Here is a 15,691-nt window from a genome sequence, read left to right on the forward strand (position 1 = left end):
TTGGGGGTAGGGATGTAGAGCGGCCTCGCAAGGCTGGGTATTTGGTCCGTCCAGGTATTGGGCGGGCCATTGCTGTATCCGGAATCGGAATAGTTTGTTAGTATGTTAGGACAAACTATTCGAAGGGACCTGCAATGCCTCTTGTTCGTGTCGACGTCAACCAGGGCCGCTCGCCCAAGGATCTGGCCGCCATTAGCCGAGCCATTCACGATGCCATCCTGACTGAGTATGGAATTCCAGAGCGGGACTACTTCCATATCCTCACGGAGCATCCACAGGGCCAGATCGTCGCCCAGGACGCCGGACTCGGTTTTGAGCGCAGTTCCGGCGTTGTGATGATCCAAATCTTCACCCAGGGTGGTCGCAGCCAGGTGGCGAAGAGTTCGCTCTTCGAGGCCATTGCTTCCGGGCTCGCGGGGGTGGGGATTGCCGGCGAGGACGTGTTCTTGGGCTATGTGGAGAACACTGCCGGGGACTGGTCGTTCGGCTTTGGGCGCAGTCAGTATGTCACCGGAGAATTGGCGGTTCCCCGCAAGTAGGCGCGCTGCGTGTCACGTTGTAAATATGTCAGTACAAACCTTTGACAGGACATTAAATCTGGTGCAAAGTAGTCATGTGGCCCCGCTCACTGAGGGGTAGCAAGGCATTGGGGCCCAGCGCTCAAAGGTTCAGAGTTCACAAGAGAAAGGTCCACGAGTACCGTGACCCACGAACTGCTCACGATCGGGCGCATCAGCGTTGATATCTACCCGAACGACATTGGAGTCGGCCTGGAGGACGTGACGTCCTTCGGCAAGTACCTGGGAGGCTCGCCCTCCAACGTGGCCGTAGCCGCTGCCCGCCATGGCCGCCGCACGGGTGTGATTACCCGGACCGGTGATGATCCTTTTGGCAATTTCCTGCACCGCGAGCTGCGCAAGTTCAATGTGGATGATTCCTTCGTCACCCCCGCTGCTGGGCAGACTCCGGCCACGTTCTGTGCGATCAAGCCGGCCACGGATGAGTTCCCGTTGTACTTCTATGGCCGGTTTCCCACGGCGCCGGATCTGCAGATCAAGGCCGAAGAGTTGGATCTGGACGCGATCCGGGACGCCGTGATTTTTTGGTCCACGGTGACGGGCCTGTGCCAGGAGCCCTCACGCAGCGCCCATATTGCGGCGCATGAGGCCCGCCCCCGGACCGGTTTGAAGGATGGCCAGTTCACCATCCTGGACCTGGATTACCGTCCGATGTTCTGGGCTTCCGAGGAAGAGGCCCGCGCGGAGGTGGCCAAGATCCTTCCGCATGTGACGGTCGCGATCGGCAATGACAAGGAATGCGCCGTGGCTGTGGGGGAGGGGACTCCTGATGAGCAGGCGGACCGCCTCCTGGCTGCCGGCGTGGAGATCGCCGTGGTGAAGCTCGGCCCGGAAGGTGTGATGGCGAAGACCCGCACCGAGCGTGTGGTGTCGGCCCCGGTTCCGGTGGAGACGGTGAACGGCCTGGGTGCGGGGGATTCCTTCGGTGGCGCGTTCGTGCACGGATTGCTGTCCGGTTGGCCTTTGTCCGAGGTGCTGGATTACGCGAACGCCGCTGGTGCGATTGTCGCCTCGCGTCTGTCCTGCGCGGATGCGATGCCGACGCCGGATGAGGTCACCTCGCTGCTGGCTGAACGCGGCCGTCCGGTCCCCGGCGCTTCCGCCGCCGTTACAGAAGGAGCAGTGCGTTGAGCCTCAACGATGACCCCCGCCGTTATGAGCACTTGAGCCGTATCCGTTTGGAGGATCCGGAGGCCGTGGCCCGCGCTGCTGCCACCCGCCGTCGTCATCCTGGCTTGAAGCATGGCGTGCAGAACTTCATTGTCGCCGCGGACCACCCGGCCCGTGGTGCCCTGTCTGTTGGTTCGGAGCCGATGGCCATGGCTGATCGGCGCGATTTGCTGGACCGTTTGCAGGTCGCGCTGGCGAACCCTGCCGTGGACGGCATCCTGGCTTCCCCGGACATCATGGATGACCTGTTGTTGCTCGGTGCTTTGGAGGGCAAGCTCGTGTTCGGTTCCATGAACCGCGGCGGCCTGGCCGGCCTGGTGAACGAGTTCGATGACCGCTTCACTGGGCATACCGCCGCCGCTTTGGAGGCTTTGGGCGCGGATGGTGGGAAGATGCTGACCCGGATCTGCCTGGGCGACCCGGACACGGTCGCCACGCTTGAAGCGACTGCGAAGGCGATCGATTCCTTGGCCGAGCGGAAGCTCATCGCCATGGTGGAGCCCTTCCTGTCCGTGCGTGACGCGAACGGCAAGGTCCGTAACGATCTCCGTGCCGATGCCGTGATCAAGTCTGTCGGGATCGCCGAGGGTCTGGGTTCCACGAGCGCCTACACGTGGATGAAGTTGCCCGTGGTGGCCGAGATGGAGCGGGTCATGGCCTCCACCACCCTGCCGACCGTGCTGCTCGGTGGCGACCCGGACGGTTCCCAGGACGAGGTGTTCGCTTCCTGGCAGGCTGCGCTGGCTTTGCCCGGTGTGCAGGGCCTCACCGTGGGGCGGACGCTGCTTTACCCGCACGACGGCGATGTGGCAGGTGCCGTCGCGACGGCCGCCTCGCTGCTGAACACCACTGCGCCCGCTGCCGCCGCTGCCGCGGGGTTCGCTTCGTCAGACCGTATCCCCGTGAAAGTATCGGAGTAGTTACCCATGGGATCTGTAACCCGTCGGATGACCGTGGCTCAGGCCGTGGTCGAGTTTTTGTCCAAGCAGTACACCGTGGATTCTGTTGCTGGTGTGGAGTTCCGTGAGCGACTGATTCCGGGCACGTTCGGTATTTTCGGGCATGGCAACGTCGCTGGTGTGGGCCAGGCGTTGAAGCAGTACCAGGCTGCTGACCCGTCGATCATGCCGTATTACCAGGGCCGCAATGAGCAGGCCCAGGCGCACCAGGCTGTGGGGTATGCCCGGCACACGCGCCGCCGGCAGACGTTCGCGATCAGCACCTCGATCGGTCCGGGGTCCTCGAACCTGCTCACCGGTGCCGCGCTGGCCACGACGAACCGCCTGCCGGTGCTGTTGCTCCCGTCGGATACGTTCGCGACCCGCGCCGCTGACCCGGTGCTGCAGCAGCTTGAGCTGCCGTACGCGTATGACATCACGGTCAATGACGCGTTCCGGCCGCTCTCGAAGTTCTTTGACCGGGTCTCCCGCCCCGAGCAGTTGTTCTCCGCGTTCCACCACGGTCTGCGGGTGCTGACGGACCCGGCCGAGACCGGTGCGGTGACCATTTCGCTGCCGCAGGACGTCCAGGCCGAAGCGTTCGAGGTGCCCGAGGAGTTCCTGGCCGAGCGGGAATGGCGGATCCGCCGGCCCGAGGCCGAAGATGAGGACATCCGCCGCGCAGTCGAAGCGATCCGCGCAGCGAAGCGTCCGCTGGTCATTGCCGGCGGTGGCGTCCTCTACGCCTACGCCAATGACGAGCTGGCGAAGTTCGCCGAGCTCACGGGCATCCCGGTGGGCAACACCCAGGCCGGTGTCGGCGTTCTGCCGTGGGACCACAAGCACTCCCTCGGAGCCATTGGTTCCACGGGCACGACGGCGGCCAACGCCATGGCCGCGGAGGCGGACCTGATCATCGGGATCGGCACCCGGTACGAGGACTTCACTACCGCGTCCCGCACGGCGTTCCAGAACCCGGACGTGCGCTTCGTGAACATCAACGTCGCCGCGATCGATGCGTACAAGCACGGCACCACGCTGCCGATCGTCGCTGATGCCCGCAAGGCCTTGGTGAAACTGAACCAGGCCCTGGGCGGTTACCGTGTGGGGGCTGACCTGGAAGAGAAGGTCGCCGCCGAGAAGGCCCGCTGGGACGGAATCGTGGATGAGGCGTTCGAGACCCGGTTCACGCCGTTGCCGGCGCAGAACGAGATCATCGGTGCCACGAACAAGGCGATGGATGCCCAGGACGTGGTGATCTGCGCAGCGGGTTCCCTGCCGGGTGACCTGCACAAGATGTGGCGTGTCCGGGACCCGTTCGGGTACCACGTGGAATACGCGTACTCCTGCATGGGGTACGAAATCCCCGGTGGCCTGGGCGTCAAGCGCGCAGCCCTTGCCGAAGCCGCGAACGGTGGTCCGGACCGGGACGTCGTGGTCATGGTGGGGGACGGCTCCTACCTGATGATGCACACCGAACTGGTCACCGCCGTCGCCGAACGCATCAAACTGATCGTGGTCCTGATCCAGAACCACGGCTACGCCTCCATCGGGTCCCTCTCCGAGTCCCTCGGCTCGCAGCGTTTCGGCACCCAGTACCGCGTCCTGGACAAGGAACAACACTCCTTCGACGCCGGCGAGAACCTGCCCATCGACCTCGCCACCAACGCAGAATCCCTCGGTGCGAAAGTCATCCGGATCGAGCCGGGCGAGAAGGTCATCGCCGAACTCGAACAAGCCATCCGGGATGCGAAAGCCGCTCCTGAGGAGACCGGACCGATCGTGATCCACGTCGAATCCGATCCCCTCCTGGACGCCCCGTCCTCCGAGTCCTGGTGGGACGTGCCGGTCTCGGCTGTCTCCGAGCTCGAGTCCACCCAGCAGGCCTACAAGACCTACACCGACCACAAGAACCGCCAGCGCAAACTGCTCGGCTGAGTTTCCCAGCCACTACCCGCGCACCACAGACAAGGAAGTCCGCATGTCGACGACGACCACTTTGACCACCATCAACCACTTCATCAACGGTGCTGAATCCGCCGGTGAGGGCGACCGGACCCAGCCGGTGTACAACCCGGCCACAGGGCAGGTCACCGCGGAGCTCCGCCTGGCGAACGAGGCCGACCTGAATGCCACGGTCGCCGCGGCCCGCAAGGCCGCTGATTCCTGGGGTGACATTTCCCTGGCCAAGCGCACCGCTGTGTTGTTCAAGTTTCGTGAGCTCGTCGCCGCGCACGTGGACGAACTCGCCGAACTGATCACGGCCGAGCACGGCAAGGTCCTCTCCGACGCGAAGGGCGAGATCGGCCGCGGCCTGGAAGTGATCGAGTTCGCCTGCGGTGTCCCGTCCTTGCTCAAGGGTGATTACTCGGACCAGGTTTCCACCGGCATTGACGTGTTCTCCTTCCGCGAGCCCCTCGGCGTCGTGGCGGGTATTACCCCGTTCAACTTCCCGGTCATGGTCCCGTTGTGGATGGCCCCGATGGCCATCGCCACGGGTAACGCGTTCATCCTCAAACCCTCCGAGCGGGACCCGTCCCCGTCGCTGCTGCTCGCCAAGCTCTGGAAGGACGCAGGCCTGCCCGACGGCGTGTTCCAGGTCCTGCACGGCGGCAAGGAAACCGTCGACGGTCTGTTGACCCACCCGGACGTGGACGGCATCTCCTTCGTCGGGTCCACCCCGATCGCCCAATACGTCCACGAAACCGCCACCAAACACGGCAAAAGGGTCCAGGCATTGGGCGGGGCGAAGAACCACGCAATCGTGCTCCCGGACGCTGATCTGGACAACGCCGCCGACCACCTCGCCGCTGCCGCGTTCGGTTCGGCCGGGGAACGCTGCATGGCGATTTCCGTGGCCGTCGCCGTCGGTGACGCCGCGGACCTGCTGGTGAAGAAGGTCGAAGAACGCGCCCTGGCCGTGAAGGTCAACAACGGCACAGAACCCGGCGCAGAAATGGGCCCCGTCATCACCCCGGCCTCCAAGGAACGCATCCTCAAGATCGTCACCGAAGCCGAAACCGCCGGTGCTGCGATGGTAGTGGACGGCCGCGACCTCGTCGTCCCGGGCCACGAAGACGGCTTCTGGGTTGGCCCCACCGTGATCGACCACGTCAAGACCGAAATGAGCGCCTACACCGAGGAAATCTTCGGCCCCGTCCTGGTCGTGGTCCGCGTGGACACTCTCGAAGCCGGCATAAAGCTGATCAACTCCAACCCCTACGGCAACGGCACCGCAATCTTCACCTCCTCCGGCGCAGCAGCACGGAAGTTCCAGCGCTCGGTCACGGTGGGCATGATCGGCATCAACGTGCCCCTGCCCGTCCCGGTGGCATACCACTCCTTCGGCGGCTGGAAAGCCTCCCTCTTCGGTGACAAGCACATCTACGGCCCCGAAGGCGTCTCCTTCTACACCCGCGGCAAAGTCATCACCTCCCGCTGGCCCGAAACCCACCACGCCTCCGGCGCCTCCTACAACTTCCCCTCCAACTAGTTCCATCCGTCCTGCTCCGGCCAATCGGCCGGAGCATGACGGACCCTCGAAAGAAAGACACCGTGGTCATGACCGACGTCGAGAACAAGCTCATCATTGGCACCGCCCCCGACTCCTGGGGTGTCTGGTTTCCGGATGACCCCCAGCAGACCCCGTGGGAACGGTTCCTGGATGAGGTTGCCGAATCCGGTTACAAGTGGATCGAACTGGGCCCCTACGGCTACCTGCCGAACGACCCCACCCGGCTCGCAGAAGAACTGAAGCAGCGCGACCTGCAGGTCACCGCCGGTACGGTTTTCACGGCATTCCACCGCGGTGCCAAGCAGTACGACGAAGCTTGGGAACCGGCCCGCAAGGTGGCCGAACTGACGGCGGCCATGGGCGGCGAGCACATCGTGGTTATTCCGGCCATGTGGCGGGACGACGTCACGGGTGAGGCCGTGGAGAACGGCGAACTCACGGACGAACAGTGGGCGGATCTCTTCGCCGGCCACAACCGGATGGGCAAGGTCCTCCTGGAGGACTTCGGCCTGCACCAGCAGTTCCACTCCCACGCCGACTCCCATGTTGGAGCGCAGAAGGATATCGAAACCCTCCTGGCAGCCACGGACCCGCAGTACTTGAACCTGTGCCTGGACACCGGCCATGCCGAATACTGCGGTGCTTCGAGCCTGGAGCTCATCAAGAACTACCCGGACCGCATCGGCTACCTGCACTTGAAGCAGATCAACCCCGAGGTCCTGGCGGAAGTCAACGAGAAGAACATGACCTGGGCCGCCGCGAACCTGGCCGGCGTCATGACCGAGCCGCCGAACGGCCTCCCGGATCTCCGTGCCGTCATCGAAGCAGTCGAGGGCCTGAACCGGCCGATCTTCGGCATCGTGGAGCAGGACATGTACCCGGTAGCGTTCGACGTACCGATGCCCATTGCCAAGCGAACCCGCAATTACCTCCTGTCCTGCGGATCCCGTACACGGGTCCAGTAGCCAACCAAACCTCACGAAGGATAAGAAAGTGACAAAGTCTCTCCGCGTTGCCGTCATCGGCGCAGGCCGCATGGGTGCGGACCACATCAAGCGCCTCAGCACCCGCATCCACGGCGCCGAAGTGGCCGCCGTCGTCGATGTCGACCTGGCCCGTGCGCAAGCCGCCATCGAAGGCATTGACGGGGCGGTTGCCCTGGCCAGCGCCGACGAGGCGCTCAACAATGGCGACGTCAACGCCGTGCTGATCGCCACCCCGGGCTTCCTGCACGAGGAAATCCTGTACAAGGCCTTGGAGAAGGACTTCCCGATCCTCTGCGAGAAGCCGCTGACCCCGGACGCAGAGAGCGCCTGGAAGGTTGTGCAGGCCGAGCAGGCTTTGGGGCACAAGCGCATCCAGGTTGGCTTCATGCGCCGCTTCGACGCAGAGTACTCGGCGTTGGGTTCCATCATCCGCAACAGCGAATTGGGGGAGCTGTTGATGCTGCACCACCAGCACCGGAACCCCACCACGCCCGAGGGCTTCACCAACGAAATGCTGATCAACGACTCCGTTGTCCACGAATTCGACGCGATCCGCTACTTCACGGGTGAGGAAATCACGTCCGTGCAGGTTCGCTTGGGCAAGCCCACGCGCAACGCACCCAGCGGCCAACACGATCCCCAGCATGTCCTGATTGAAACCGAATCCGGTGTGCTGGCCGACGTCGAAATCTATGTCAATGCCAAGTTCGGCTACCAGGTGGCCACGCAGGCGTCCTTCGAGGACGGCATCGTGAGCATCGGTGGCGACAGCGGCCCGTACGTCCAGACAGCGGGCAAGTGGGGCGGCAACGTCACCCCCGGTTTCGAGGACCGTTTTGGTGCCGCTTACGACGTCGAGGTCCAGGGCTGGGTGGACGCGGCACTTCGCGGTGAAATCGGCGGCCCCACGGCTTGGGACGGTTATGCCACGGCAGCGTGCTGTGAGGCCGGCGTCGAGGCCCAGAAGTCCGGCGAGAAGGTCAAGGTGCAGCTCAACACCAAGCCGGACCTGTACAACTAACGCAGCCCCACCATCACAGCGGTGTCTGGCCGGCAGTACCGCGGCCGGCCACCGTTTTCCTTCCCCAGAGACCACAAAGGAGTGCCCAGTGAAGATCGCCCTCGATCCCACACCGTTCCACCACAGCCACAGCCTGCTCGAGTTCCCGCGCGTTGCTGCCGATCTCGGCTACAAGTACCTGCAAATGACCCCGCATGCGGACCTCATCCCGTTCTACAACCACCCCAAGGCGGACGATGAGCTGGTTGGCAAGCTGAAGGCATCCTGTAAGGACGCCGGAGTCGAGATTGCCTCGATCCTTCCCGTCCTGCGCTGGTCAGGCCCGGACGAGGACGCCCGTGAAGCGGCGGTCCGTTACTGGAAGCGTGCCATCCAGATCGCCGTCGACCTCGGTGTGCAGACCATGAACACCGAGTTCAGCGGACGCCCGGAGAAGGCCGAAGAGTCAGAGCGGGCTTTCTACCGGTCCATGGAGGAGCTGGTGCCGATCATCGAGCGCGAGGGCCTGGACGTGCTGATCGATCCGCACCCGGATGACTTCGTGGAGGACGGCCTGGCCGCACTGCGCGTGATTCGCGGCATCAACTCCCCGAACATCGGAATGGTCTACGTTGCCTCGCATACTTTCCACATGGGCAACAAGCCGCTGGATATCATGCGCGCCGCCGGTGACAAGCTGCGCCTGGTGCACATTTCAGACACCATGAACCACCACGCCTCCCACGGCCTGCGCTACATCACCAACCCGCCCGGCAACGCCGTCCGCGTCCACCAGCACCTGAAGATCGGTGACGGCGACGTGAACTGGAACGAGTTCTTCGGCGGCCTGAAGGAAATCGGCTTCCTGGACAAGGAGAACACCGTCATGGTCTCCAGCGTCTTCGCCGAGGACGAGAACGCCGAGGACGTTTCCCGCTACCAGCTCAAGACGATGACGGACTACATCGCCCAAGCGAAGTAGCGCCCAAACGCAAAGAAAGCCCCTGTGACTCGTCGAGTCACAGGGGCTTTCTGGGTTTTCAGGATCAGGCCGAGAACGGGAGCCTCGGGTCCACGCCCTGGCCTTCCCAGGTTTGGCGGATCCAGCCGTGGTGGGGGTCGTCGCTGATGAGCCAGTCGCGGACACGTCCAGGGCCGGCCATGACGTTGAGGTAGTAGAGGTCATAGCCGGGTGCTGCCATGGCCGGGCCGTGCCAGCCGTAGGGGACCAGGACAACATCGCCGGTACGGACTTCCGCGGAGACGTCGATGGGACGCTCGTCCGAGGCGTACACACGGGCATGGCCGAACGCATCGGCGTCTTCCGGGGCGGGGGAGCCGGGAGCCACGCGGGTTTCGAAGTAGTAGATCTCCTCGAGGCTGGTTTCGCCGTCCTTCTCCTCGTCGTGCTTGTGCGGCGGGTAGGAGGACCAGTTGCCGGCGGGGGTGATGACTTCGCAGACGATGAAACGGTCGGCTTCGAGTGCGGCCGGTGTGCCGAAGTTGTGCACCTGGCGGGAGCAGTTGCCCGCGCCGCGCAGTTCCACGGGGGTTTCGGCGGCGGTGATCAGGCGTGTGGGGTACCCGGCCTTTGCCGGTGCGGTCGCGACGGCGACGCGGCCGCCGTCGTTCGAGCTGATGGTGAGGGCCTTATCGATACCCGTGTAGAGGACGTCGCTTGGCCCGTGGAAAACCGACTGCCGGCCAGCGAGACTGTACGACCCGCCGTCGACCGTTACCGTGAAGGAGCCGTTCAGCGGTACCACGATGCGCTCTTCGGCAGCGGCGGAAAGTTCGACGGCGGCACCCGGGGCGAGCGTCGCGACCTTCAGTCCGGTATGGGCCCAGCCGTCGACGGCGAGGCTGGAATCGGAGGTGCCGAGGGAAACGTCCCACTTGCCGTCGGTGGCGGTTCCCAGGGGGTATACCCAGTTGGCCATAAGTTGTGTCCTTGCGTTAGCGCTGTACGAGGGTCATTTCAAAGCTGTAGGAATCGGCGCGGTAGACGTGGTGTCCGGTTTCCACCATGCGTCCGGTGTCGTCCACCGCGGTGCGTTCCATGGTGACCAGGGCCGAACCCACCTCGGCTTCGAGGAGGGGAGCCTGGTAGTCGTTGGCGATCATGGCGCCGATGCGCTGCGAAGCGAGCCGGAAGTTCACGCCACCACGCCGCAGGATGGCGTAGAGGCCTTCGCTGGCGAGCTGGGCTTCGTCCATGCTGGTGATGTCGTCGCGGACCCAGTTCTCCATGAGGGCCAAGGGTTTGCCGCCCACTTTGCGGAGTCGCGTGAAGTGGTACACCTTGGATCCGGCAGGGAGTTGCAGGGCCGTGAGTGTCGCGGCATCGGCCTCCACGTGCGAGAAGCTCAGTACATCCGTGGTGGGTTTCTTGCCGTTGTTGCTGAGATCGTCGAACAGGCTGGAGAGTTCCAGCGGCCGCCGGACCTGGCTGGCGACCACCTGGGTGCCCACGCCCCGCTTGCGGACCAAGAGGCCGGCCCGGACCAGTTCGTCCATGGCTTTGCGCATGGTGGGGCGGGAGAGATTCAGTTGCGCCGCGAGATCGATTTCGTTGTCCAGGCGGCTGCCCGGTTCCAGGAGTCCGCTGTGGATCGCGGCTTCGATGCCTTGCACCACCTGGTGGTAGAGCGGCACCGGGGACGAACGGTCGATGCTGAGGCTGAGTTGGTTCGTCACTGTTTCCTCCTGGACGGCTCGAAAAGCCGGCCGGGGAGCAGGGTCATGGCTCCTCTGCCGGATGGATGAGTTTGTCCGCTCATGTTCGCTTGATAGGACATACTGCCTTTTTCTGATCATAGCAGCCGCTATCGGGCCGTCAAGGAATTGGTCTCGCCCGGAAGTATGGCGCCGTCATTGAGAAGGGTTTACGTAAAAACATCCTAATGTCAGGACAAACTCTTGACAAAGTGTGAGGTCAGTCACCATGATCTGAGTAGTGGCTGATCCGGATACGAGTCTCCGGACACCCCAAGCTGAAATCAAAGGAGATAACGGTGGCAAAATTCTCGTGGCGCAAAGCGGCACTCGCCGCAGCAGTGGTTCCCCTGATAGCACTGAGCGCCTGTTCGAGCCAGGGCGGAAAGCCCGCAGACAACGGCGGTGGTGCTGCGGCAGGCCAGGCAGCTTCCACTGACCGCATCAAGGTCGCCCTGATCACCCACGCCGCAGCCGGCGACACGTTCTGGGACATCGTCCGGAAGGGTGCGGAGGAAGCTTCCTCCAAGGACAACGTTGAACTCCTTTACACGAGCGACCCTGAAGCCGGGCGCCAGGCGCAGTTGGTCCAGCAGGCCATCGACCAGAAAGTGGACGGCATTGCCGTCACCATTGCCACACCCGACGCCCTGAAGGACGTCCTCAAGAAGGCAACCGATGCAGGTATTCCCGTCGTCAGCCTCAACGCCGGAGAATCCGTCTCGGCAAAGCTCGGCGCCTTCACACACTTCGGTTCCAACGAGCAGCTCGCTGGCGAAGCAGTGGGAACCAGGCTCGCTGCGGAGGGCTACAAGCACCCCGTGTGCGTCATTCAGCAGCAGGGCCACGTGGGCCTCGAAGCCCGGTGTGCAGGCGTGAAGGCCAAAGTCCCCGCAACAGAGATTCTCTACGTTGACGGCAAGGACATGACCGCCGTGCAGTCCACCGCAACCGCCAAGCTCCAGGCTTCGAAGGACGCTGACGTCATCATCGGCCTTGGCGCCCCCATCACCCTGACGCTCCTCAAGTCCGTTACCGATGCGGGCAGCTCGGCCAAGGTGGCCAGCTTCGACCTCAACGCCGAACTCGCCCAGAAGATCGTGGACGGCAACGTGATCTTTACGGTCGACCAGCAGCCGTGGCTCCAGGGCTACATGTCCGTTGACGCCCTGTGGCAGGCCAAGCGCGGCGGCTTCAAGATCGGTGGCGGCCAGCCCGTCCTGACCGGACCCACCATCGTGGACAAGTCCAACGCTTCCGACGTCCTCAAGTTCGCCCAGCAGGGCGTCCGCTAGATCCAGGAATCCGGCTGCGCGGCGATTCGCCCGCCGCGCAGCCTGACCAACAAGGAGTCATTCCTATGGCAAACACAGCAACCCTGCCGCCGGCGACAGCGCCCGGTGACGAGCGGGTCGGGCGCCGGAACCCGTTCCAGAAATTCCTCGCACGGCCCGAGGTTGGCGCACTCGTTGGTGCCGTTGTCCTCTTCATCTTCTTCGCATCCGTCTCGCAGACCTTTACCCAGCCGAATGCGCTGGCTACCGTGCTCTACGGTTCCTCCACCATCGGGATCATGGCAGTGGGAGTGTCCCTCCTGATGATCGGTGGTGAGTTCGACCTCTCCACGGGTGTGGCCGTCATCTCCTCGGCCCTGACCGCATCGCTGTTCAGCTGGTACTTCTCCATGAACGCCTGGGTGGGCGTCCTCCTGGCGCTGGTGGTTTCCCTGGGCATCGGCTTCATCAATGGGTGGATCCTGGTCAAGACCAAGCTGCCCAGCTTCATCGTCACCCTGGCCACCTTCCTCATGCTGACCGGCCTGAACCTGGCACTGACCCGCCTGATCGGCGGTTCCGTTTCTTCCCCTTCGATTTCCAAGCTGGACGGCTTCGATTCCGCCCGCGCCGTCTTCGCCTCCTCCATCAGCATCGGCGGTGTTGAAGTGAAGATCACCGTGTTCTTCTGGATCGTTCTAGTGCTGATTGCTTCCTGGATCCTGCTAAGGACCCGCGTCGGCAACTGGATCTTCGCCGTTGGCGGCGACGCGAATGCCGCCCGCGCCGTGGGTGTTCCGGTGACCAAGACCAAGATCGGACTGTTCATGGCAGTCGGTTTCTGCGGCTGGATCCTGGGCATGCACAACCTGTTCGCCTTCGACGCCGTGCAATCCGGTGAAGGCGTGGGCAACGAGTTCCTCTACATCATCGCCGCAGTGATCGGTGGCTGCCTCCTCACCGGTGGCTACGGCTCGGCCGTGGGCGGCGCGATCGGTGCATTCATCTTTGGCATGGCCAACAAGGGCATTGTCTACGCACAATGGAATCCGGACTGGTTCAAGTTCTTCCTGGGCTTGATGCTGCTGCTGGCCACCATCGTCAACCTCATCGTCAAACGCCGGGCAGAACTGAAGTAAGGGGCCGGACCAATGAATGCACACCAGATCGACCAGCAGACCCTGCTGAAAGACGAGAAGGACCCCTTGACCCACACGCCCGTGCACCTGCTCTCCCTCGAAGCCGTGGGCAAGCACTACGGCAACATCATCGCCCTCCGGGACGTGACCATGGCCGTGGACAACGGCCGCGTCACGTGCGTCCTGGGCGACAACGGTGCCGGTAAGTCCACGCTGATCAAGATCATCGCAGGCCTGCACCAGCACGACGAAGGCAGCTTCAAGATCATGGGCGAGGACCGCAAGCTCGGTTCACCCCGTGAAGCGCTCGACGCCGGCATCGCAGCGGTGTACCAGGACCTCGCCGTGGTGTCCCTCATGCCGATTTGGCGGAACTTCTTCCTGGGCTCCGAACTAACCACAGGCGTGGGCCCGTTCCGCCGTATGGATGTCCAGAAAATGAAGGACATCACCAAGAAGGAACTCGCGGACATGGGCATCGACCTGCGCGACGTGGAACAGCCCATCGGCCAGCTCTCCGGCGGTGAGCGCCAATGTGTGGCGATCGCCAGGGCCGTGTATTTCGGCGCCAAGGTCCTGATCCTCGACGAACCCACCGCCGCGCTGGGAGTCAAGCAGTCCGGCGTCGTGCTCCGCTACATCCTGCAGGCCCGCGACCGCGGCCTGGGGGTCATCTTCATCACCCACAACCCGCACCACGCCTTCCCCGTGGGCGACCGGTTCCTCCTGCTCAAGCGCGGCAAGTCCATCGGCTACTACGAGAAGAAGGACATCACCCTCGAAGAGCTGACCGCCCAAATGGCCGGTGGCGCCGAACTCGCCGAGCTGGCGCACGAACTCGAACAACTCGGCGGACACTCGGACGCCCTGGAAGAAGTCAAAGCCGAAGTAGCCGACGTCGCCGATGCCGCGCCCGAAAGCACCACCAAACGGCACTAGTTCGCCCGCGTACGGGCCCCGGCTGATGCACGTCCGCCGGGGCCCTTCCGTGGTTTCCCTGGATTATCCGGCGAATGTCCGGAGAGGAAGTGAGACAGCATGAAAGAAGTAACCCTCGGCCTGGTGGGCGTGGGCAGGATCGGCGTGATGCACGCCAGGAATATCGTCGCGCTGAACGAGGTCCTTAACCCTGATGGGACTCACGTGCGGCTGAAGCTGACCGACGTCGCGCACGAACACGCCAGGTCCGTTGCCGCGGACTTCGGGGCGGAGTTCCTGCCCGCGGTGGAGGAGCTGATCGCGTCCGGCATTGACGGTTTGGTGATCGCCACCGGTACGGCCACCCACCCGGACCTCATCCGGGCGGGCGTGGACGCCGGCATCCCGGTTTTCTGCGAGAAACCCGTGGCCGTCAACGTTGCCGAATCCCTCCCGGTGCTGGACTACATCCGTGAGAAGGGCGGCACCGTCCAGATCGGACACCAGCGACGCTTCGACGCAGGTTACCTGGAGGCCAAACGGGCCTACGATGCCGGTGAACTCGGTTGGATCCACTCCGTCCGCGCCGTCACGTGCGATATGACGCCGCCACCTGTTGAGTTCCTTGCCAGCTCCGGCGGTCTTTTCCGGGACTGCTCGGTCCACGACTTCGACATCCTGCGCTGGCTCACGGGCCGGGAGATCGTGGAGGTCTACGCCAAGGGCTCCAACAACGGCGACCCCGCGATCGGTGAGGTGGGCGACGTCGACACCGCTCTGGCGGTGGTGACGTTCGACGACGGCACGGTGGGAACGGTCTCGGCCAGCCGCTACAACGGGGCTGGCCATGACGTCCGGTTGGAATTGCAGGGTTCTGACGGTTCAATCCTGGTGGGGATGGACCACCAGATGGCGGTACGTTCAGCCGAATTGGGGATCGCGTTCCCAGCCGGTACCGCGCACCGCACTTTTGCCGAGCGTTTCCACCAGGCGTACCGCTCGGAGATGGCAGCGTTCGCGGAAGTGATCCTTGGCGAACGCAAGAACCCCTGCACGCCGGAGGACGCTGTGGCCGCCTCCCGCGTGGCCGACGCAGCGCAGGAGTCACTCGAAACCGGCGTCCCCGTCAAGGTGCGCCCCTAAACGCTCTCTCACCGAATGCCCCTTTTGACCGGTCCCTCTCTCACCGAATCCCCCCTTTTGAATGGTCCCTCTCTCACCTAATGCCCCTTTTGACCGGTCCCTCTCTCATCCAATGCCCCTATCGACCGAACGGTCTCTCATCGGCCGCAGGAGGGCCCGACGTCGGCACGCGGGTGAGTGCCGCCGTCGGGCCTTCCTGCGGTTGGCTTTCTTGAGGCAAGTGAGAGGGCGTTGGTGGGAGAGGGCGGTTTGGTGAGAGAGCGTCGGTGGGGAAGGGCGGTTTGGTGAGAGAGGGTCGGTGGGGAAGGGCGGTTTG

General features: G+C 63.8%; 14 protein-coding genes. 12 read left to right on the forward strand and 2 right to left on the reverse strand.

The features are described from left to right. Positions 1-134 precede the first annotated feature (134 nt). From ACIPY3_RS11710 to ACIPY3_RS11745, 8 genes are all read left to right on the forward strand, one after another. Complete coding sequence (locus ACIPY3_RS11710) at positions 135-539, forward strand: tautomerase family protein (protein ID WP_400334159.1); 405 nt, start codon at positions 135-137, stop codon at positions 537-539. Positions 540-701: 162 nt separating this feature from the next. After that, positions 702-1,709, forward strand: coding sequence for a 5-dehydro-2-deoxygluconokinase (gene iolC / locus ACIPY3_RS11715; RefSeq protein WP_400334162.1), 1,008 nt, complete (start codon positions 702-704; stop codon positions 1,707-1,709). After that, a complete protein-coding gene (locus tag ACIPY3_RS11720) occupies positions 1,706-2,668 on the forward strand; it encodes a deoxyribose-phosphate aldolase (RefSeq protein ID WP_400334165.1) in 963 nt (320 codons plus the stop codon). Before iolC ends, ACIPY3_RS11720 begins: the two co-directional genes overlap by 4 nt. Positions 2,669-2,674: 6 nt before the next feature. Beyond that, positions 2,675-4,624: a 3D-(3,5/4)-trihydroxycyclohexane-1,2-dione acylhydrolase (decyclizing) gene (gene iolD, locus ACIPY3_RS11725; RefSeq protein ID WP_400334170.1), complete on the forward strand. Its 1,950-nt coding sequence runs from the start codon at positions 2,675-2,677 to the stop codon at positions 4,622-4,624. A gap of 43 nt (positions 4,625-4,667) precedes the next feature. Further along, on the forward strand, positions 4,668-6,179 hold the full coding sequence (locus ACIPY3_RS11730) for a CoA-acylating methylmalonate-semialdehyde dehydrogenase (protein ID WP_400334173.1): 1,512 nt from the start codon (positions 4,668-4,670) through the stop codon (positions 6,177-6,179). 68 nt (positions 6,180-6,247) lie between these two features. Next, complete coding sequence (locus tag ACIPY3_RS11735) at positions 6,248-7,165, forward strand: sugar phosphate isomerase/epimerase family protein (RefSeq protein WP_400334361.1); 918 nt, start codon at positions 6,248-6,250, stop codon at positions 7,163-7,165. 28 nt (positions 7,166-7,193) lie between these two features. Beyond that, positions 7,194-8,207 (forward strand): Gfo/Idh/MocA family protein, encoded by a 1,014-nt coding sequence (locus ACIPY3_RS11740; RefSeq protein WP_400334175.1) that lies wholly within the window; start codon positions 7,194-7,196, stop codon positions 8,205-8,207. Positions 8,208-8,295: 88 nt separating this feature from the next. Then, positions 8,296-9,168 carry a sugar phosphate isomerase/epimerase family protein gene (locus ACIPY3_RS11745; RefSeq protein ID WP_400334177.1) on the forward strand — a complete coding sequence of 291 codons (873 nt, stop codon included), beginning with the start codon at positions 8,296-8,298 and terminating at the stop codon, positions 9,166-9,168. Between the two features lie 64 nt (positions 9,169-9,232). Here the strand turns inward: ACIPY3_RS11745 and iolB are convergent, their stop codons facing one another. Together iolB and ACIPY3_RS11755 are read right to left on the reverse strand one after the other, a co-directional pair. Continuing rightward, positions 9,233-10,126 carry a 5-deoxy-glucuronate isomerase gene (iolB, locus tag ACIPY3_RS11750; RefSeq protein ID WP_400334180.1) on the reverse strand — a complete coding sequence of 298 codons (894 nt, stop codon included), beginning with the start codon at positions 10,124-10,126 and terminating at the stop codon, positions 9,233-9,235. Between the two features lie 16 nt (positions 10,127-10,142). Continuing rightward, entirely contained in the window at positions 10,143-10,883 is a 741-nt protein-coding gene (locus ACIPY3_RS11755; RefSeq protein WP_400334182.1) for a GntR family transcriptional regulator, read from the reverse strand. A 317-nt stretch (positions 10,884-11,200) separates the two neighbouring features. Between ACIPY3_RS11755 and ACIPY3_RS11760 the strand changes: the two genes are divergently transcribed. The 4 genes from ACIPY3_RS11760 (at position 11,201) to ACIPY3_RS11775 (ending at position 15,375) form a co-directional block, all read left to right on the forward strand. Then, a complete protein-coding gene (locus ACIPY3_RS11760) occupies positions 11,201-12,196 on the forward strand; it encodes a substrate-binding domain-containing protein (RefSeq protein WP_397323089.1) in 996 nt (331 codons plus the stop codon). A 65-nt stretch (positions 12,197-12,261) separates the two neighbouring features. After that, the gene (locus ACIPY3_RS11765) at positions 12,262-13,314 is read left to right on the forward strand and encodes an ABC transporter permease (protein WP_400334186.1); all 1,053 of its coding nucleotides are present in this window, start codon (positions 12,262-12,264) and stop codon (positions 13,312-13,314) included. 12 nt (positions 13,315-13,326) lie between these two features. Then, the gene (locus ACIPY3_RS11770; protein WP_397323087.1) at positions 13,327-14,253 is read left to right on the forward strand and encodes an ATP-binding cassette domain-containing protein; all 927 of its coding nucleotides are present in this window, start codon (positions 13,327-13,329) and stop codon (positions 14,251-14,253) included. Between the two features lie 99 nt (positions 14,254-14,352). Then, positions 14,353-15,375 (forward strand): Gfo/Idh/MocA family oxidoreductase, encoded by a 1,023-nt coding sequence (locus ACIPY3_RS11775; protein WP_400334190.1) that lies wholly within the window; start codon positions 14,353-14,355, stop codon positions 15,373-15,375. Positions 15,376-15,691 lie beyond the last annotated feature (316 nt).

It is taken from the genome of Paenarthrobacter sp. NPDC089714 (assembly GCF_044748905.1).
Classification (GTDB): Bacteria; Actinomycetota; Actinomycetes; order Actinomycetales; family Micrococcaceae; genus Arthrobacter.

Coding starts and splice junctions, on each gene's coding strand:
- ACIPY3_RS11710 (WP_400334159.1), top strand. CDS start 135: ATGCCTCTTGTTCGTGTCGACGTCAACCAGGGCCGCTCGCCCAAGGAT.
- iolD (WP_400334170.1), top strand. CDS start 2,675: ATGGGATCTGTAACCCGTCGGATGACCGTGGCTCAGGCCGTGGTCGAG.
- ACIPY3_RS11730 (WP_400334173.1), top strand. CDS start 4,668: ATGTCGACGACGACCACTTTGACCACCATCAACCACTTCATCAACGGT.
- ACIPY3_RS11735 (WP_400334361.1), top strand. CDS start 6,248: ATGACCGACGTCGAGAACAAGCTCATCATTGGCACCGCCCCCGACTCC.
- iolB (WP_400334180.1), bottom strand. CDS start 10,126: ATGGCCAACTGGGTATACCCCCTGGGAACCGCCACCGACGGCAAGTGG.
- ACIPY3_RS11765 (WP_400334186.1), top strand. CDS start 12,262: ATGGCAAACACAGCAACCCTGCCGCCGGCGACAGCGCCCGGTGACGAG.
- ACIPY3_RS11770 (WP_397323087.1), top strand. CDS start 13,327: ATGAATGCACACCAGATCGACCAGCAGACCCTGCTGAAAGACGAGAAG.
- ACIPY3_RS11775 (WP_400334190.1), top strand. CDS start 14,353: ATGAAAGAAGTAACCCTCGGCCTGGTGGGCGTGGGCAGGATCGGCGTG.